The organism is Curtobacterium sp. MCBD17_003 (genome assembly GCF_003234885.2).
Lineage (GTDB): Bacteria > Actinomycetota > Actinomycetes > Actinomycetales > Microbacteriaceae > Curtobacterium.
Map to the genome: position 1 here is coordinate 332,807 of NZ_CP126275.1, position 18,492 is coordinate 351,298.

20 protein-coding genes are annotated in these 18,492 nt (G+C 72.8%); 17 read left to right on the plus strand and 3 right to left on the minus strand.

The genetic code is table 11. The features are described from left to right. Positions 1-35 precede the first annotated feature (35 nt). The 3 genes from rplM to glmM are packed head-to-tail and all read left to right on the plus strand — an operon-like array spanning position 36 to position 2,402. A complete protein-coding gene (rplM, locus tag DEI88_RS01695; protein ID WP_111009818.1) occupies positions 36-482 on the plus strand; it encodes a 50S ribosomal protein L13 in 447 nt (148 codons plus the stop codon). A gap of 38 nt (positions 483-520) precedes the next feature. Beyond that, a complete protein-coding gene (rpsI, locus tag DEI88_RS01700) occupies positions 521-1,006 on the plus strand; it encodes a 30S ribosomal protein S9 (RefSeq protein ID WP_111009817.1) in 486 nt (161 codons plus the stop codon). Between the two features lie 22 nt (positions 1,007-1,028). Continuing rightward, positions 1,029-2,402, plus strand: coding sequence for a phosphoglucosamine mutase (glmM, locus tag DEI88_RS01705; protein ID WP_111072191.1), 1,374 nt, complete (start codon positions 1,029-1,031; stop codon positions 2,400-2,402). Positions 2,403-2,469: 67 nt separating this feature from the next. Here glmM and coaA read toward each other — a convergent pair whose 3' ends face one another. Then, positions 2,470-3,417: a type I pantothenate kinase gene (gene coaA / locus DEI88_RS01710; protein WP_111009815.1), complete on the minus strand. Its 948-nt coding sequence runs from the start codon at positions 3,415-3,417 to the stop codon at positions 2,470-2,472. A gap of 74 nt (positions 3,418-3,491) precedes the next feature. Between coaA and DEI88_RS01715 the strand changes: the two genes are divergently transcribed. Together DEI88_RS01715 and DEI88_RS01720 are read left to right on the plus strand one after the other, a co-directional pair. Beyond that, positions 3,492-3,737: a hypothetical protein gene (locus DEI88_RS01715; protein WP_111012141.1), complete on the plus strand. Its 246-nt coding sequence runs from the start codon at positions 3,492-3,494 to the stop codon at positions 3,735-3,737. A 58-nt stretch (positions 3,738-3,795) separates the two neighbouring features. Continuing rightward, on the plus strand, positions 3,796-4,854 hold the full coding sequence (locus tag DEI88_RS01720; protein ID WP_111027355.1) for an aldo/keto reductase: 1,059 nt from the start codon (positions 3,796-3,798) through the stop codon (positions 4,852-4,854). Positions 4,855-4,910: 56 nt separating this feature from the next. On the opposite strand, the gene DEI88_RS01725 is transcribed toward DEI88_RS01720, so the two are convergent. Then, positions 4,911-5,393: a glutathione peroxidase gene (locus DEI88_RS01725; RefSeq protein ID WP_111009812.1), complete on the minus strand. Its 483-nt coding sequence runs from the start codon at positions 5,391-5,393 to the stop codon at positions 4,911-4,913. Between the two features lie 120 nt (positions 5,394-5,513). On the opposite strand from DEI88_RS01725, the gene glmS reads away from it, so the two are divergent. The 10 genes from glmS (at position 5,514) to DEI88_RS01775 (ending at position 14,432) form a co-directional block, all read left to right on the plus strand. Then, entirely contained in the window at positions 5,514-7,361 is a 1,848-nt protein-coding gene (gene glmS / locus DEI88_RS01730; RefSeq protein ID WP_111009811.1) for a glutamine--fructose-6-phosphate transaminase (isomerizing), read from the plus strand. Between the two features lie 4 nt (positions 7,362-7,365). Next, positions 7,366-7,734, plus strand: a complete 369-nt coding sequence (locus tag DEI88_RS01735) for a holo-ACP synthase (RefSeq protein WP_111012143.1) — start codon at positions 7,366-7,368, stop codon at positions 7,732-7,734. 96 nt (positions 7,735-7,830) lie between these two features. Next, positions 7,831-8,916, plus strand: a complete 1,086-nt coding sequence (gene alr, locus DEI88_RS01740; protein WP_111012144.1) for an alanine racemase — start codon at positions 7,831-7,833, stop codon at positions 8,914-8,916. Beyond that, the gene (gene alr / locus DEI88_RS01745) at positions 8,913-10,091 is read left to right on the plus strand and encodes an alanine racemase (RefSeq protein ID WP_111072192.1); all 1,179 of its coding nucleotides are present in this window, start codon (positions 8,913-8,915) and stop codon (positions 10,089-10,091) included. The genes alr (DEI88_RS01740) and alr (DEI88_RS01745) overlap by 4 nt, the downstream gene beginning before the upstream one ends. 38 nt (positions 10,092-10,129) lie before the next feature. Further along, positions 10,130-10,606, plus strand: coding sequence for a tRNA (adenosine(37)-N6)-threonylcarbamoyltransferase complex ATPase subunit type 1 TsaE (gene tsaE / locus DEI88_RS01750; protein WP_111072215.1), 477 nt, complete (start codon positions 10,130-10,132; stop codon positions 10,604-10,606). An 84-nt stretch (positions 10,607-10,690) separates the two neighbouring features. After that, positions 10,691-11,374: an SGNH/GDSL hydrolase family protein gene (locus DEI88_RS01755; protein ID WP_111072193.1), complete on the plus strand. Its 684-nt coding sequence runs from the start codon at positions 10,691-10,693 to the stop codon at positions 11,372-11,374. 148 nt (positions 11,375-11,522) lie between these two features. Further along, a complete protein-coding gene (gene tsaB, locus DEI88_RS01760; RefSeq protein ID WP_111072194.1) occupies positions 11,523-12,191 on the plus strand; it encodes a tRNA (adenosine(37)-N6)-threonylcarbamoyltransferase complex dimerization subunit type 1 TsaB in 669 nt (222 codons plus the stop codon). Then, complete coding sequence (rimI, locus tag DEI88_RS01765; RefSeq protein WP_258375099.1) at positions 12,188-12,679, plus strand: ribosomal protein S18-alanine N-acetyltransferase; 492 nt, start codon at positions 12,188-12,190, stop codon at positions 12,677-12,679. Before tsaB ends, rimI begins: the two co-directional genes overlap by 4 nt. Next, entirely contained in the window at positions 12,676-13,737 is a 1,062-nt protein-coding gene (gene tsaD / locus DEI88_RS01770; RefSeq protein WP_111072195.1) for a tRNA (adenosine(37)-N6)-threonylcarbamoyltransferase complex transferase subunit TsaD, read from the plus strand. Before rimI ends, tsaD begins: the two co-directional genes overlap by 4 nt. Before the next feature lie 155 nt (positions 13,738-13,892). Further along, positions 13,893-14,432 carry a DUF4190 domain-containing protein gene (locus tag DEI88_RS01775; protein ID WP_181441241.1) on the plus strand — a complete coding sequence of 180 codons (540 nt, stop codon included), beginning with the start codon at positions 13,893-13,895 and terminating at the stop codon, positions 14,430-14,432. 132 nt (positions 14,433-14,564) lie between these two features. Here the strand turns inward: DEI88_RS01775 and DEI88_RS01780 are convergent, their stop codons facing one another. Then, complete coding sequence (locus tag DEI88_RS01780; RefSeq protein WP_111072197.1) at positions 14,565-15,755, minus strand: class I SAM-dependent methyltransferase; 1,191 nt, start codon at positions 15,753-15,755, stop codon at positions 14,565-14,567. Between the two features lie 213 nt (positions 15,756-15,968). On the opposite strand from DEI88_RS01780, the gene DEI88_RS01785 reads away from it, so the two are divergent. Together DEI88_RS01785 and efeB are read left to right on the plus strand one after the other, a co-directional pair. Further along, on the plus strand, positions 15,969-17,147 hold the full coding sequence (locus tag DEI88_RS01785; RefSeq protein WP_111072198.1) for an EfeM/EfeO family lipoprotein: 1,179 nt from the start codon (positions 15,969-15,971) through the stop codon (positions 17,145-17,147). Further along, the gene (gene efeB, locus DEI88_RS01790) at positions 17,144-18,463 is read left to right on the plus strand and encodes an iron uptake transporter deferrochelatase/peroxidase subunit (protein WP_111072199.1); all 1,320 of its coding nucleotides are present in this window, start codon (positions 17,144-17,146) and stop codon (positions 18,461-18,463) included. Before DEI88_RS01785 ends, efeB begins: the two co-directional genes overlap by 4 nt. The last annotated feature ends 29 nt before the right edge of the window (positions 18,464-18,492 follow it).

Genomic DNA, 18,492 nt, shown 5'->3' on the forward strand with positions numbered 1-18,492 from the left:
CGGACACCTCACCTCGACACGAAAGCAGCACACCTGTGACTCGCACGTTCTCACCGAAGCCCGCGGACGTCCAGCCGAAGTGGCTCGTCATCGACGCCACCGACGTCGTCCTCGGCCGTCTCGCCTCGCACGCCGCGGCGCTCCTGCGCGGCAAGCACAAGGCCACCTTCGCTCCGCACATGGACATGGGTGACTTCGTCATCATCGTCAACGCCGAGAAGGTCGCCCTGACCGGCTCGAAGCTGGCGCAGAAGACGTACTACCGGCACTCCGGCTACCCGGGTGGCATCACCGCCACGACCTACCCGGAGATGCTCGAGAAGCACCCGACCCGCGCCGTCGAGAAGGCGATCCGCGGCATGCTCCCGAAGAACAGCCTCGGCCGCGCCCAGCTCAAGAAGCTCAAGGTCTACGCCGGTCCCGAGCACCCGCACGTCGCCCAGCAGCCGACGCCGTACACCCTCGACCAGGTCGCGCAGTAACGACGGCCACGCAGCAGAAGACACAGGACTCCACACTCATGGCTCAGATCGCAGACTCCATCGACCAGACCCCGTCGAGCTTCAGCACCGAGAGCGCCCCGGCGACCTCGGAGGCGGCTCCTCGTCAGATCCTCAACGTCTCGGGTGCGGCCGTCGGTCGCCGCAAGGAGGCCATCGCCCGCGTGCGCCTCGTCCCCGGCGCCGGCACGTTCTCGGTGAACGGCCGCTCGCTCGAGGACTACTTCCCGAACAAGCTCCACCAGCAGCTCATCAACGACCCGTTCAAGGTCCTCGAGCTCATCGGTTCGTACGACGTCACCGCCCGCATCACCGGTGGAGGCCCCTCGGGCCAGGCCGGCGCGCTGCGTCTGGCGATCGCCCGGGCGCTCAACGAGATCGACCGCGAGAACAACCGCGCCACGCTCAAGAAGGCGGGCTTCCTCACCCGTGACGCCCGCGTCATCGAGCGCAAGAAGGCCGGTCTCAAGAAGGCCCGTAAGGCGTCGCAGTTCTCGAAGCGCTGATCGCGCTTCGGACGGCATCACCGTGCCACGTCTGTTCGGAACGGACGGTGTTCGTGGTCTCGCCAACGGCGAGCTGACGGCCGCGCTCGCACTGGGCCTCGCCCAGGCGAGCGCGGCCGTGCTCACGCACGGACACCACGCGGACGCACGTCGTGCGTCCGGTCGGCCGCGTCCCATCGCGGTCCTGGCGCGCGATCCGCGCGTCTCCGGGGAGTTCCTGGGCGCGGCCGTCGCGGCCGGCCTGGCGAGTGCCGGCGTCGACGTCCTCGACGCCGGGGTCATCCCCACCCCCGCGGCGGCGTTCCTCGTCGCCGACATCGACGCGGACTTCGGCGTGATGGTCTCCGCGTCCCACAACCCGGCGCCCGACAACGGGATCAAGTTCTTCGCCGCCGGCGGCCGGAAGCTCCCCGACGAGGTCGAGGACCGCATCGAGGCAGCGATCGGGAGCGCCGAGGTCCCGGTGCCCACGGGCGCCGACGTCGGGCGGATCACCCGCTTCGCCGACGCCGAGGACCGCTACGTCGTCCACCTGCTGAGCACCCTGCCCGCACGGCTCGACGGCATCCACGTCGTCCTCGACTGCGCGAACGGGGCGGCGGCTGGTGTGTCGCCCGAGGTGTTCGTCAACGCCGGCGCGCGGATCACCCTCATCGGTGCCGACCCGGACGGCGTCAACATCAACGACGGCGTCGGGTCGACCCACATCGACAACCTCGCCCGCGCCGTGCTCGAGGCCGGCGCCGACGTCGGGATCGCCCACGACGGCGACGCCGACCGGTGCCTGGCGGTCGACGCCGAGGGCAACGCGATCGACGGCGACCAGATCATGGCGATCCTCGCGCTGTCCCTCAAGGAGCGCGGCCGGTTGCAGGACGACACGCTCGTGGCCACGGTCATGAGCAACCTCGGTCTCCGCCGGGCGATGGCCGAGAACGGCATCGCGGTGCTCGAGACCGCCGTGGGCGACCGGTACGTGCTCGAGAAGATGGTCGAGGGCGGGTACTCGCTCGGCGGCGAGCAGTCGGGCCACATCATCTTCAACGAGTTCGCCACGACCGGCGACGGCATCCTGACCGGGCTCCACCTGGTCGCCGAGATGGCCCGCACGGGCAAGACCCTGGCCGAACTGGCCGCCTGCATGACCGTGTTCCCGCAGGTGCTCGTCAACGTGCGCGGTGTCGACCGGCACGGCCTCGACGACGCCGGTGTCCAGCGCGCCATCGCGGGCGCGGAGGCAGCGCTCGGTGACACCGGGCGGGTCCTGCTCCGGCCGTCGGGCACCGAACCCGTGGTCCGGGTGATGGTCGAGGCGGCGGACCAGGCGACCGCGGAGCGCGTCGCCAACGAACTCGCCGCGGTCGTGCACGACCGGCTCGGACTCGACGCGGCCTGATCACGGGCGGGAGGCGCGGTGCGGATCGGACCCGCACCGCGCCTCCCGGTCGTGTCCGGGTGGTGCGTCAGATCTTGCGGAGCAGCACGCTCGAGACGGAGTGGTCCGCACCCTTCTTGAGCACGAGCGTCGCGCGGGATCGCGTCGGCAGGACGTTCTCGAGGAGGTTCGGCTCGTTGATGCTCCGCCAGACGTCCGTCGCGGTGCGGACGGCGTCCTCGTGGGAGAGCGTCGCGAAGCGGTGGAAGAACGAGTTCGGGTCCGCGAAGGCCGCCTGCTGCAGGGCGAGGAAGCGGTCGACGTACCAGGACTCGATGTCGCGGGTCTTCGCGTCGACGTAGATCGTGAAGTCGAAGAGGTCCGACAGTGCCAGGCCGCCGTTGACGGGTGGTGCGAGCACCGTGAGCCCCTCGACGATGAGCACGTCGGGCTGGCGGACGACGATCTCGGCGTCGGGCACGATGTCGTACTGCAGATGTGAGTAGAACGGGGCGCGGACCTCGGCCGCACCGCTCTTGACCTGGCTGACGAAGCGCAGCAGGGCGCGGCGATCGTAGGACTCGGGGAACCCCTTGCGGTCCATGATCCCGCGGCGCTCGAGCTCCGCGTTCGGGTAGAGGAAGCCGTCCGTCGTCACGAGTTCGACCCGCGGGGTGTCCTCCCACCGCTTCGTCAGCTCGCGGAGCAGCCGCGCGACGGTCGACTTGCCCACCGCGACGGACCCCGCGACGCCGATCACGAAGGGCGTGCGTGACGCTCGCTCGCCGAGGAACCCGCTCGTGGCGGCGTGGAGGCTCCGGGCGCCCGCCGCGTAGAGGTTGAGCAGCCGGGACAGCGGGAGGTAGACCTGTTGCACCTCGTCCATGTCGAGCCGGTCGCCGAGCCCGCGGAGCTGGACGATCTCGGTCTCGGTGAGCGCGAGGTGCTGGGAGGGTGCGAGGGCGGACCACTCGGGGCGGTCGATCTCGACGAAGGGCGTCGGGTGGGCGACGGTCTCCGCGTGGGCGTTGGCCATGAGGACGAGGGTAGACGAGAGGATGGTGCAGTCTCCGAGCCGGCGCGGTGTGGACGACGTGCTGTCCACAGCGGGTGGACCGGATCACAGCGCCGCGGGAGACCCTGAGCGCACAGCCGGCGCTCGCCGGCGTCGCGATCCTCGTGATGGCGGTCGTCATCCCCACCGCACTGGCCCTGGGCCTCCACGCGGAACTCCGTCTCGAGGCGCCACCCGTGCAGTGGTGGGGCGCGCCTCCCGCAACGAACCGGCCGGCCCCTGCGCAGGCTCCGCGCACTCCCTCCGCCGTCTACACCCCGCCCCAGGCCTCGTCGAAGTGACCGAGCGCGTCGCTCATCTGGGCGTACTGCTGTCTGTTGTCTGAGTAGGGTCGGCCGCATGGAATACCGTCATCTGGGCAACACGGGACTGCAGGTCTCCACGATCAGCCTCGGCACGATGGGGTTCGCCGGCACCGGCTGGGCGAGTCCGGTCGGCCACATCGACGTCGATGGGGCTCGCCGGCAGATCGACATCGCGCGCGACGCGGGCGTCAACCTCATCGACACGGCCGACGTCTACTCCGACGGCGCGTCCGAGGAGATCCTCGGCCAGGCGCTGGGCAGCGCGCGCGAGGACGTGCTCATCGCCACGAAGGTCCGCGGGGGCATGGGCCCCGGGCCGAACGACGGCGGGCTGTCCCGTCACCACATCGTCAAGGCCGCCGAGGACAGCCTCCGTCGGCTCGGTACCGACCACATCGACATCTACCAGCTGCACGGCTGGGACGGCTCGACGCCCCTCGAGGAGACGCTGAGCGCGCTGGACGACCTCGTCCGGTCGGGCAAGGTGCGGTACATCGGTGCGTCGAACTTCTCCGGGTGGCACCTCATGAAGGCGATGTGGGCCTCCGACAAGCACCACCTGGAGCACTTCGCGAGCCAGCAGATCTACTACTCGCTGCAGTCCCGTGACGCCGAGAACGAGCTCGTGCCGATCACGCTCGACCAGGGCATCGGCATCCTCGTCTGGAGTCCGCTCGCGGGCGGGCTGCTCACCGGCAAGTACCGTCGCGGTCAGGACGTGCCCGAGGGTTCGCGGCGCTTCGAGGGCTGGACCGAGCCGCCCATCGACGACGAGGACCGCCTGTACGACACGATCGAGGTGCTCGTCGACATCGCCGAGCAGCGGGGCGTCACCGCGACGCAGGTCGGCCTGGCCTGGACGCTCGCGAAGCCGGGCGTGACGTCGGCGATCGTCGGCGCACGGACCGAGGAGCAGCTCACCGACAGCCTCGGAGCGGCGGACGTCCAGCTCTCCGCGGACGAGATCGCCCGCCTCGACGACGCGAGCGCGACCCCGCTGCAGTACCCGTACTGGCACCAGGCGAACACGGCGGACGGTCGGTCGAGCGCGGCCGACCTCAGCCTCATCGGGCGACACCTGCACCAGGACTGACCGCCGATCGGTCCGAGGCCCCGCACGCCACCGAGCGTGCGGGGCCTCGCCCGGGCTCAGGCGGGGAGCGCGGCCTCGATCACGGCGACGATCGCCGGGTCGTCCGGCACGGTGGTGGGCCGGAACCGGTGGACGGCGCCGTCCGGCGTCACGACGAACTTCTCGAAGTTCCACGTCACCCGTCCGGCCTTGCCGTTCGCGTCCGGGGTCTGCTTGAGCTCCTGGTACAGCGGATGGGCGCCGCGGCCGTTCACCTTGACCTTCTCGGACATCGGGAACGTGACGCCCCAGGTGGTGCTGCAGTACTCCTCGATGGCCTCGGACGACCCGAGCTCCTGCAGGAACTGGTTGCTCGGGAACCCGAGGACGGTGAACCCACGGTCGCCGTACCGGCGCTGGAGTTCCTCGAGCTGCTCGTACTGCGGCGCGAGGCCGCATCGGGAGGCCACGTTCACCACGAGGACGACCTTGTCGGTGAACGCGCCGAAGGTGGTCTGCTCGCCCTGGAGCGTGGTGATCGGGATGTCGGTGAGGGTCACGGGCCGAAGCTAGACCCGGCAGCTGGGCGCCGTGCGTGTCCCGGGACCGGCGACCGGCAGGGCGATCGCACGACGCCCGTGCGGCGGGCTCCCGGCCGCGCACCCCATAGGATCGAGCGCATGTGTGGCATCGTCGGGTACGTCGGCAACGGCAGCAGTCTGGAGGTCCTCCTCGGCGGACTGGGTCGGCTCGAGTACCGGGGGTACGACTCCGCGGGCGTCGCCGTGATCGACGCCGCGGGCGACCTCGAGTCGCGCAAGCGGGCCGGCAAGCTGCAGGTCCTCAAGGACGACCTGCAGGCCGACCCCATGACGGACGGCCGCACGGGCATCGGCCACACGCGATGGGCGACGCACGGCGGCCCGACCGATGGCAACGCGCACCCGCACCTGGCCGACGGCGGCAAGTTGGCGCTCATCCACAACGGCATCATCGAGAACTTCGCCCTGCTCAAGGACGAGCTCCTGGCCGAGGGTGTGACGTTCCACAGCGAGACGGACAGCGAGGTCGCGGCGCACCTGGTGGCGCGTGAGTTCCGCGCGGGCCACGACCTGACCGAGGCGATGCGGCGGACGGTCGCCCGGCTCGACGGCGCCTTCACGCTGCTCGTCGTGCACGCGGACGAGCCGGACGTCGTGGTCGGCGCCCGCCGCAACTCGCCCCTGGTGGTCGGCCTGGGCGACGGCGAGAACTTCCTCGGCTCGGACGTCGCGGCCTTCGTGTCGCACACCAAGCGCGCGCTGGCGATCGGGCAGGACGAGATCGTCACGATCCGCCCCGACGCCGTGACGGTGATCGGGTTCGACGGCACGCCCGCGACCGCGAGCGAGTTCGAGGTGTCGTGGGACGCGTCCGCAGCCGAGAAGGGCGGCTGGTCGAGCTTCATGGCGAAGGAGATCAGCGAGGAGCCCGAGGCGGTCGCGAACACGCTGCTCGGCCGCGTGCACGACGGCGCCGTGACCCTGACGGACCTCGAGCCGATCGCGGACCGCCTCGCCCAGGTCGACCGCGTCATCGTGATCGCCTGTGGCACCGCGGCGTACGCCGGGATCCTCGGCAAGTACGCGATCGAGCAGTGGGCGCGGGTCCCGGTCGAGGTCGAGCTCGCGCACGAGTTCCGGTACCGCGACCCGGTGCTCGACGAGCGGACCCTCGTCGTGTCGATCAGCCAGTCCGGCGAGACGATGGACACCCTGATGGCGGTCAAGTACGCCCGTGAGCAGGGTGCCCGCACGCTGTCCATCTGCAACACCCAGGGCGCGACGATTCCGCGCGAGTCCGATGCCGTGCTGTACACGCACGCGGGCCCCGAGGTCGCCGTGGCCTCGACGAAGGCGTTCCTGGCGCAGGGCGTCGCGCTGTACCTGCTCGGCCTGCACCTCGCGACGCTCCGGGGCACGCTCACGCCGGAGCAGGTCGCGGCGCAGGTCGCGGAGCTCGACGCGCTCCCGGCCAAGCTGCAGCAGACGATCGAGGACGCCGCCTCGGTGACCGAGCTCGCGCGCTGGATGGCGGACACCCGGAGCGTGTTGTTCCTCGGGCGCCACGTCGGCTACCCCATCGCCCTCGAGGGGGCGCTCAAGCTCAAGGAACTCGCGTACATCCACGCCGAGGGCTTCGCCGCGGGCGAGCTCAAGCACGGCCCGATCGCGCTCATCGAACCGGGGCAGATCGTGTTCGTCATCGTGCCGAGCCCCCGCGACGAGCGGTCGCTCCACCCGAAGGTCGTCTCGAACATCCAGGAGATCCGGGCCCGTGGCGCGCGGGTCATCGCGATCGCGGAAGAGGGCGACGCGGCCGTCCTGCCCTACGCCGACGAGGTCCTGCGCATCCCGCTGGCGACGCCGCTGTTCGAGCCGCTCCTGGCGGTCGCGCCGCTGCACATGTTCGGGATGGAACTGGCGGCGGCCAAGGGGCTCGACGTGGACCAGCCCCGCAACCTCGCCAAGTCGGTGACCGTCGAGTAGTCCCGTGATCATCGGCATCGGTGTCGACGTCGTGGACCTCGCTCGGTTCGCCGGGGTCCTCGAGCGCACGCCCGCGCTCCGGCGTCGCCTGTTCACGCCGGCGGAGCTGCTGCGGGACGGCGAGCCCCGCCCCACCGCCTCGCTCGCCGCCCGCTTCGCGGCCAAGGAGGCCCTGATCAAGGCGTTCGGCACGAGTGCGGGACTGAGCTGGCAGGAACTCGAGGTCGTCGCGGACGACCAGCGTGCACCGTCGCTGACCCTGCACGCGGGGGCCCAGGCGGTGGCCGACGCGCGTGGCGTGACGGCCGTCCATCTGTCACTGTCGCACGATGGACCGATCGCGACGGCGTTCGTCGTCATCGAAGGGAACTGAGGAGTTGACCGACCATACGTGGAGGCCGCGCGGGAGCGCGCGGCCGACCCAGCACGCCGGGGCCGAACCGTGCCTCCCGTCCGTGGTGGTGACCCGGTGAGCGCGTTCACCGGCGTCACCGTCGACCGGGAGGCCCTGATCGCCAACTACGCGACGCTCGCCGAGCGGGTGGCACCGGCGGGTGTGATCGCGGTCGTCAAGGCCGACGGGTACGGGCACGGCGCCGTCGAGGCGGCACGCGCCTTCGTCGACGCGGGCGCGGAGTGGCTCGGCGTCGCGGACGTCGACGAGGCCCTCGCGCTCCGGCGCGCGGGCATCGACGTCCGGATCCTCGCGTGGCTGCACGCCCCGGACGAGGACTTCGTGCGCGCCGCGTCCGAGGGCATCACGCCGGCCGTCTCGTCGGTCGAGCAGCTCGCCGCGGCAGCCGGCGCGGAGGTGCCAGCGGTCCACCTCGTCCTCGACACCGGCCTGAGCCGCAACGGTGCCGTCGAGTCCGAGTGGCCCGAGCTCTTCGCCGCTGCCGCGGCGCTGCCGCGGACACGGGTGGAGGGCGTCATGTCGCACCTGGCCAACGCGTCCCGCGAGGACGACCTCGCCCAGGACGCCGCCCTCGACCGGGCGCTCTCGGCGCTCGCCGCCCACGGGATCGTGCCCGAGGTCGTCCACCTCGCGGCGAGCGCGGCGTCGATCGCGGTGCCCGAGACGCGACGCGACCTGGCCCGGATCGGCCTGTCCCTGTACGGCCTGAGCCCGTTCGCGGATCGGACGTCCGCCGAGCTCGGACTCCGCCCGGCGATGACGGTCACGGCGTCGGTCCTCCGGACGATCCGGGTGCCGGCGGGGCACGGTGTCTCGTACGGCTACACCCACCGCACCGAGCGCGAGACGACGCTCGCGATCATCGGACTCGGCTACGCGGACGGCTTCGACCGTGGCTTCGGCAACCGGGTGTCGGTGTCGATCGGCGGCCGACGCTTCCCGGTGGTCGGCCGCGTGGCGATGAACGCGATGCACATCGACGTCGGCGACGCGGAGGTCGCGGCGGGCGACGAGGTCGTCCTCTGGGGCGACCCGGCCGCCGGGGTGCCGTCCGTCGAGGAGTGGGCGGCCGCCATCGGCACGATCAACTACGAGGTGGTCGCACGACTCGGCCCCCTCCTGGCGAGGAGGACGACGTGAGCGCGCCGCTCCGCGAGGCCGTCGTCGACCTCGATGCGTACCGGGCCAACATCGACCTCCTGCGGTCGTGGATGGACCCGGTCGAGGTCATGGTGGTCCTCAAGGCCGACGGGTACGGACACGGCATGGTGCCCCTCGCGCTCACCGCGGTCGACGCGGGCGTCCGCTGGCTCGGGGTGCTCACGGTCGAGGCGGCCCTGCGGCTGCGCTCGGTCGGTGTCGGCGAGGACGTCCGGTTGTTCGCGTGGCAGCACGACTCGGACCTCGACCCCCGGGACGCCGTGGACTCCGGTGTCGACCTCGGGGTGTCGAACGTGGCCGAGCTCGACCGGATCGTCGCGGCCGTGACCCAGCGGCCGGCGCGCGTGCACCTCGGCGTCGACACGGGCCTCCACCGCGACGGCGCGACGCCGGACCGGTGGCCTGCGCTCGTCGAGCGTGCCCGCGACGCCCAGCGGGCCGGTGCGATCGAGGTCGTCGCCGCGTACACGCACCTCGCGGAGGCGTCCGACGACGACGACGCCGCGGCGGTCGCCGTGTTCACCGAGGCGGTCGACGCCGCCGCGGGACTCGGGCTCGAGCTGCCGATCCGGCACGTCGCCGCCAGCCTCGCCGGCCTCGAGCGGCCCGAGTTCCGGCACGACATGGTCCGCATGGGGGCGAACACGTACGGCATCCCGGGCGCGGACGGCGTCACCGCGGCGGACCTCGGGCTCACCCCCGTGATGACGCTCACGGCGTCGGTCGCGAAGGTCAAGCGGGTCCCCGTCGGCACGGGTGTCTCGTACGACTACACGTACCGGACCGCCGCCGAGACCACGCTCGCCCTCGTGCCCGTCGGCTACGCGGACGGCGTGCCCCGGCGCGCCCAGGGACGGGTCGAGGTCACGATCGGCGGCGTCCGCTACCCGATCGCGGGCCGGGTGGCGATGGACCAGTTCCTCGTCGACGTCGGGGACGACGACGTCCGTGTGGGCGACACGGTCGTGTTGTTCGGCACGGGCGAGCGCGGCGAGTCGACGATCCTCGAGTGGGCCGCGGGGCTCGACACGATCGGCGAGGAGCTCGCCTGCCGGATCGGCGGACGCGTGCCACGGCGCTACTCCGGGCGGCACGCCGAGGAGTTCAGCCAGCGTGCCGCCGTCCTGAACCGCAGTGCGGGTGGCCGACCGTGACCGTGCTGCTCGACGTCGTGGTCGACGGCACCGGGGCCATGGAGGCGCTCGGAGCCCGGCTCGCAGCGGTGCTCCGTGCGGGGGACCTCGTCGTGCTGACGGGGCCCCTGGGCGCGGGCAAGACGACCCTGACCCGCGGCCTCGGCGCCGCCATGGGCGCACGGGGTCAGGTGTCGAGCCCGACCTTCGTGCTCGCCCGGACCCACCCGACGGCCCGGGGCGTCGACCTCGTGCACGTCGACGCGTACCGGCTGTCCGACCCGGTCGAACTCGACGACCTCGACCTCGACTGGGACGGCTCGGTCGTCGTCGTCGAGTGGGGGCGGGGCATGGTGGACGGCATCAGCGCGGACGTGCTCGAGGTCGAGATCGAGCGGGCGAGTGGTGCTGCGCTGCCCGGCGACGGTGCGGGCGGGATCGGAGCGGACGACGTCGACCCGGACGACGTCCCCGACGAACCGCGGCACGTGGTGGTCCGCGCGGTGGGACGGCGGTGGGACGGCGTCACCGTCTGACGCTGTACGCCCCGGGTCGGCTGCGCACCATCCGTCCCCCGAGCGCACAGGTCACGATCCGGTCACGCCGCTACCGTCACCGCCATGAAGATGCTCCCGAAAGCAATCCTCGTGTCCATCCTCGGTGTGGCCGCGTCATCCGGCCTCGTCGGACAGACCGCGTTCGCAGAGGCGGCCGACTCGACGGCGCCCTCCGCGGCGAACGCGACGCGACCGCACATCGTGACGATCGGCGACTCGATCATGGCCGGCTACGGCCTCAGCCCCGATCAGGCGTGGCCCGCGCTCGAAGCAGCCGACGAGCACGTCGACGTCACGAACCTCGCGTGCAGCGGTGCCGGGTTCGTCCGCGTCGGCGACTGTGGGACGGACTTCAACGGGCTCGTCGGGCAGGCCGTCGCGGCGCACCCCGACCTGGTCGTCATCCAGGCGTCCGACAACGACCAGGGTCAGAGCGCCGCTGCGATCGCCAGGGGAGCCTGGAGGACCGTGGCGCGCATCCACGGCGCACTGCCGGATGCCCGCATCGTCGGGCTGAGCACCCTCTGGAACCAGCCCGGGCCCGCGGACCCGGTGGTCGCGGAGAGCTCGGACGCCCTCCAGGCCGCGGTGACCGCCGCCGGCGGGACGTTCGTCGACGTCGGGCAGCCGCTCGCCGGACAGCCGCAACTCCTCCAGGGGGACAGCGAGCACCCGACCGTCGAGGGCCAGCGGGTCCTCGGGGACGCGATCGCGGACGACCTCGCCGCGGCCGGCATCAGCAACTGAGCAACCCGCCGGCCGGTGCCGTGCACCGGCCGGCGACGGCGCGCCCGCGGTCGTCCAGCTCGTCCGACAGCTCGACCCCGTCCCCGCGTGCGCCGGGGAGGCGCGGGTGGGCCACCCCGCGTCCCCGCCACGACCGTACGATGGTCCGGTGCTCCTGACCATCGACACGTCCGCCGGCACGGCCGTCGCCCTCGTCGACCCGGCCGCCCGGACCGTGCTCGCCGAGCGGAGCACCGAGGACACCCGGCGGCACGCCGAGGTCGTCGGGCCCTTCCTGGCCGACGTCCTGTCGATCGCCGGCGTCACCCCTGCGGAGGTCACGGGCGTGGTCGCGGGCATGGGTCCCGGGCCGTTCACGGGCCTCCGGGTCGGGATCGCCGCGGCGCGGACGTTCGCCGTCGCGCGATCGGTGCCGTTCCTCCCGGTCGTGAGCCACGACGCCGTCGCCGCGGCCGAGGCCGACGGCGGGCCGCTCGTCGTCCTGACCGACGCGCGCCGACGCGAGGTCTACTGGAGCGTCTACGCGGGCGGCAGCGAGGCGGCGGCGACCGACCGGTCGGACCGGCACCGTGCCTCCCGACCGCTCCCGGTGCGGACCGCCGGGCCCGGGCTCGCGCGCCCGGACGACCTCGACGCCGTGCTCGGTGACGCCGCCGACCTGCGTCGCGTCACCGCGGTGACGATCCCGGCCGGGCGCCTCGGACTGCTCGCCGCCGAACGTCTGGCGGTCGGCGCACCGTTCGCCGACGACGAGCCGCTGTACCTCCGGGACCCGGACGTGACCATGCCGGGTGCGCCGAAGCGGGTGCGCTCGTGAGCTGGCGGATCCGGCCCGCCCGGCCCGACGACCTCGACGCGGTCATGCGGCTCGAGCGGACCTCCTTCCCGACCGACGCGTGGTCGAGCGCGCAGATGAGGGAGGAGTTCCGCTCGCCCTACGGCCACTACGTCGTGGCCGAGACGACCGACGAGGCACCGGAGCCGGTCCTGGTCGGGTACGCCGGGTTCTCGTCGTTGCCCGGAGGACACGACGGTGACGTCCAGACGATCGCCGTGGCCGCCGACCACCGCGGGCAGGGCCTCGGGCGAGCGCTGTTCCGCGAGCTGCTCGACGAGGCCGCCCGCCGCGACGTGCGCGAGGTGTTCCTCGAGGTCCGTGCTGACAACCCCGTCGCGCAGGCCATGTACCGCTCGTTCGGCTTCGAAGCCATCGGCACGCGGCCGCGGTACTACCAACCCGACGACGTCGACGCGCTGGTCATGCGGGGCGCGGTCCGGGACCGAACGACGGGAGGCACGGCATGAGCACGACGACGGACGGCCCGCTGGTCCTCGGGATCGAGACGAGCTGCGACGAGACCGGCGTCGGCATCGTGCGGGGCCGCACCCTGCTCGCGAACGTCATCGCGTCGAGCATGGAGGAACACGCCCGCTACGGCGGGGTCGTGCCCGAGGTCGCGGCGCGCGCCCACCTCGAGGCCATGACCCCGACGCTCGAGCAGGCACTCGACACCGCGGGCGTGCGGCTCGACGAGCTCGACGCCGTCGCCGTGACCGCTGGACCCGGGTTGGCCGGTGCCCTCATGGTGGGGGTCGGCGCGGCGAAGGCGCTCGCGGTCGCGACCGGCAAGCCGCTCTACGGCGTGAACCACCTGGTCGGCCACGTCGGGGCGGACGTCCTGCGCGCCGACGGCACCGAGATCGAACTGCCGACCGTCGCACTGCTGGTGTCGGGCGGCCACACGTCGCTCCTGCTCGTGCGGGACCTCGTCGACGACGTCGAGCTCCTCGGCGAGACGATCGACGACGCTGCCGGTGAGGCGTTCGACAAGGTCGCACGGCTGCTCGGGCTGCCGTACCCGGGCGGGCCCGAGATCGACCGAGCCGCCGCCGATGGCGAGCCCTCCGCGATCCGGTTCCCCCGCGGCCTCACCCTGCCGAAGGACATGGCGGCCCACCGGTACGACTTCTCGTTCTCCGGCCTCAAGACCGCGGTCGCCCGCTGGGTCGAGCGCTGCCGCGACGAAGGGCGCGACGTCCCCGTCGCCGACGTCGCCGCGAGCTTCCGCGAGGCCGTCGTCGACGTGCTCCTGACGAAGGCGCTCGCCGCGTGCCGGGACACCGGCGTCGACCGGCTCCTGCTCGGCGGGGGTGTCGTCGCAAACCGGCGGCTCCGGGCCGTGGCCGAGGAACGGTGCGCGGCCGCCGGCGTCACGCTCCGGATCCCGCCGCTCGATCTCTGCACCGACAACGGCGCGATGATCGCCGCGATCGGGGCGCAGCTCGTGGCGTCCGGGCACGCCCCGAGCGACCTGGGGATCGCGGCGGACTCGACGTTGCCCGTGACGACCGTGCAGGTCTGACGAGGGTGCAGGCCTGACGACCGTGGCGGCGGGGCACCGCGCGTCCGCTGGCCGTGCCTCCCCCGCTCCGGGGGTGCTGGCGGCCGGTCGTGCGCACGCGCCCTGTGGGAGGATCGGCGGGACGCCCGCACCGTGGGCGACGAGGAGGGGAACACGTGTCCGACCAGAACGACCAGCCGCAGTACGGACAGACGCCGTCCGGCCAGGCGCCGTCCGGACAGACACCGTCCGGACACCACGGGTACGGCCAGCCGCAGTTCGGACAGCCGCAGCACGGGCAGCAGTCGCCGTACGGACAGCAGGGTCAGCACGGGCAGCAGCCGTACGGGCAGGCGCAGTACGGCCAGCCCAATCCCTACGGGCAGCAGCCGTACGGCCAGCCGCAGTACGGCCAGCCCAATCCCTACGGACAGCCCGGGTCGGGGTACCCGCAGGCGTCGTCGAGCTGGAACCTGTTCTCGATCCTCGCCATCGTGTTCGGCTTCGTGGTGGCGCCCCTCGGGGTGGTGTTCGGGCACATCAGCCTGCACCAGATCAAGCGCACGGGGGAGCAGGGGCGCCCGCTCGCGCTCACGGGGCTCATCGCGGGCTACGTGATCACGGCGCTGTGGGTCGCCTACATCGTGTTCATCGTCATCTTCTTCGCGTTCGTCGCGTCGCACAACGGCGACTACTCGAACTACCCGAACACCTGATCCCGGGCCTCCCGGGCCGCACCGCCCGCCCGCTGACGGCGGTCCTCACCGAGATCGCACAACACGCCGCTCACCTTCGAAGGTGAGCGGCGTGTTGTGCGATCTCGGCGGATGGGGCAAGCAGGACCGGCGTCATGGGCGATCGCACAGGACGGCCGCGTGCCGTCCCTCCAGGCGGGTGAGGACGAGCGTCGCCTGCCCGGACCCGCCCTGCAGGCGCAACCGCCGACGGAACTGCGCGGGGTCCACATCGACGCCGCGCTTCTTGATCTCCACCCGGCCGACGCCGTCCGCTGCCAGCCGCGCGCCGATGCGCTTCGGGTCGAGCGGCAGGACGTCGCGGACGCGGAACACCTGGGCGAACGGGGTGTCGACGGGAGCGTCCGTGCTCAGGTAGGCGATGCCCGACGAGAGCATCCGGCCGCCGAGTCGCCGCCCGAGATCTCCGATGAGCCGAGCTCGGATGACCGCGCCGTCCGGCTCGACGAGGTACTCGCCCAGCGGGCCGACCTCGACGTCCTCGGCGTCGGCCGGACCCGTGAGCTCGGCGACCCCGTGCGCGCCGATGACGGTGGCCGCGCGGCGGACGCCCGGCCGCGCGAGGGAACCGAACCACAGCGCGAGTTCGACGACCTCGCGGTCGACGCTCGTCCACTGCGCCTCGGCCGTGTCGGGGACGAGGTCGCGGTCGACGCCCGGCCCGAGCTTGACCCCGGTGGGCAGCTGCGTCGCCGCGGCGAACACCGTGTCGAGGGACGGGGACCAGTCGTCCGGGTCGTCGAGCCGTCGTGTGTCGCTGTGTCCCGCGGTGCGCCGTGCCGGGTCGAGCCACACGCCGTCGACCCGGCCGACGTCGAAGCGGGCCGCGTCCCCGAGCTCGACCCGGGCCGCGGGCCACGGTGCCAGGTTGTGCGTGGCGATCGCGGCGGTGACCTCGTCGCGGTCGACGGCGACGACCTCGAGGTCGAGCGCCGCGAGCGCGAGCGCATCACCACCGATGCCACACCCGAGGTCGGCGACGCGTGTGATCCCGGCGGCGGCGAACCGGCCGGCGTGCTGTGCGGCGACGCGGAGGCGCGTCGCCTGCTCGAGACCGGCCTCGGTGAACAGCATCCGGCCCGCGAAGTCGCCGAACTTCGCCCGGGCCCGCTGACGGAGTCGCGCCTGCGTCAGGACCGTCGCCACGAGCCGTGGATCGTGGCCCTCGGCGCGGAGGCGCGACACGGCACGCACGACGTCGTCGCCCTCGGCAAGGCCCGGGACACGGTCGAGGAGCGCCATGCCCTCGGGTGTGAGCAGCTGTGCGAGGTCGGCGGCGTCCATGCCCCGATCCTCCCAGTTCCCGCACGACGGTTCGGCAAGCCCCCACTTCCGTGACCGTCGGCGGACGGCTGTCTGAACAGTCGGTGACGACGGTGAACGCAGGGGAAACCCGGCCTCGGAGCGGGCTTACGGTGTTCCGCGGATCCCCCCGGAAGGGGGTCCGATCAGGGCGTCCCGTGCTGCTCCACGGGGCCGGGAGCGGAAGGGGCTCGGGTGTCGAATCGGTTCGCGTACGGAGTCGTCGGGCTCGTCGTCGCACTCGTCGTGACGGCCGGCATCGTCGTGCCGCACCTCCTGCCGACGCGCGCCGTCCCCGGACACTACGACGTCGCCGCGGGCACCGACGTCTGCGGGACGGGATGGACCGACCCCGCGGGCGGCACGCAGACCCTCCGCATCACGAACACCTCGGTCGCGGGCGTCGAGGTGCAGCTCGAGGACCCCCGGTCCGGGGCCGTGTACCTCGACGCCGAGGGGCTCGGCGCCGGCGCGTCCCAGACCTACCGCGTGCGCCTCGGCTCGGGCGCCTACCGGTTCCGCTGCCTGCCGGCGGACGCCGACGCGGTGGTGGGTCCGGTCGTCCACCTCCACGGCGCGGCGCACGTGACCGGCGCGACGCCCGGGGTCGTGCCCGTCACCCGCAACGACCTCATCCCCGCCGCGAAGGCGTACGGCGACTGGATCGAGGGTCGACTGCCCGTGCTCGAGGCCGACGTCCGGCGGGTCGCCGCCGACGTGCACGGCGGCGACCGCGCGGCCGCCGAGCGGGACTGGCTGACCGGGCACACGGAGTACGAGCAGCTCGGCGCCGCCTACGGGGCGTTCGGCGACGCCGACACGGCCATCGACGGCACCCCCGCATCGGGGCGGACCGCGCTCGACGACCCGGACCTCACCGGGTTCCACCGCCTGGAGGCCCTGCTCTGGTCCGGCGCACCGGTGTCCGCGAGCGCTCCGGTCGCCGACGCGCTCGTCGCGGCCGTCCAGCACCTCGAGGCCACGTTCCCGACCGCCCGCATCGACCCGCTCGACATCGGGCTCCGCGCACACGAGATCCTCGAGAACGCGCTGCAGTTCGAGGCCACGGGCGCGACCGACGCCGGCAGCCACACGAACCTGGCCACCATCGCCGCGAACGTCGCCGGCACGGAGCGGGCCCTCGACCCGATCCGGGGGATCCTCCGCACCCGGTACCCGCACCTCGCCGCGACCGATGCAGCACTCGCCGCGCTCACGGCGCGCGTCGACGAGGGCCGCCACGCCGACGGCACGTGGACGCCGCTCGCCGACCTCACGACCACGCAGCGGGAGGACCTCGACGCGTCCATCGACCGCGCACTCGAACTGCTCGCGCCCGTCGCGGCGATCTGCGACATCCGGAGGACCTCGTGACCGACCAGCCCCAGTGCCCGCACGCCGCGGCACGCCGTCCCTCCCGCCGTGGGTTCCTGGCGGGAGCGGCCGGAGCCGGCGCCGGGGCGGCGGCGACCATGACCGCGGCCCTGGCACCGGGCCTCCCGGCCGTGGCCGACACGACCGCGGCGAGCGCCGGGAACCCGGCGAGCGACACCGCGACCGACGGTGGTGCCGCCGCGTCGTACGCGTTCCACGGCGCCCACCAGGCGGGCATCACCACACCGGCCCAGCGGTCGGCGGCCTTCGTGGCGCTCGACGTGACCGCGGCTTCCCGGTCCGAGCTGCGCGACCTGCTGCGCACGATCACGGAGCGCTCGCGGTTCCTCACCCGCGGCGGACAGCCGACCGACGTCGGGATCACGGCACCGCCGTCGGACTCGGGCGTGCTCGGACCGGACGTGCCCGCCGACGGTCTGACGATCACCACGAGTGTCGGGGCGTCGCTGTTCGACGACCGGTACGGCATCGCGGACCGGAAGCCCGCGCGCCTGCGGACCATGGAGGACTTCCCGAACGACGCGCTCGACCGGGCGATCTGCGACGGCGACCTGCTCCTGCAGGTGTGCGCGAACAACACCGACACGGTCGTGCACGCGCTCCGGGACGTCACACGGGCGACGCGCGGTGCGATGCAGGTGCGGTGGCGACAGGACGGCTTCGTGTCCCCGCCGCGGCCGAGTGGCACGCCGCGGAACCTGCTGGGGTTCAAGGACGGCACCGCCAACCCGTCGACGAGCGACCGGACGGACATGGACGACCTCGTGTGGACCCGGGCGGGCCGGACCGAGGACGGCGTCGTCGAGCCGGACTGGGTGACCGGCGGCACCTACCACGTCGTGCGGACGATCCGGATGCTCGTCGAGTTCTGGGACCGCGTGTCCCTGCACGAGCAGGAGACGATGATCGGCCGCCACCGCGACTCCGGCGCCCCGCTCAGCCGAACGCACGAGTTCGACGACCCGGACTACGCGGACGACCCGACGGGCGACGTCATCCAGCTCGACGCACACATCCGGCTGGCGAACCCCCGCACGGCCGCGGCGAAGCGCCAGCAGATGCTCCGTCGCCCCTACAACTACGACGCCGGCACCGACGCGAACGGGAACCTCGACATGGGGCTGCTGTTCACGTGCTTCCAGGCGGACCTCGAACGGCAGTTCGTCACGGTCCAGAAGCGCCTCGCCGACGAACCGCTCGTCGACTACATCTCGCCCGTCGGCGGCGGCTACTTCTTCGCCCTCCCGGGAGTCCGCCACGCGGACGACTGGCTGGGACGACCACTGCTCAGTTGACGCACTGTTCCACACACCACCAGACAGGG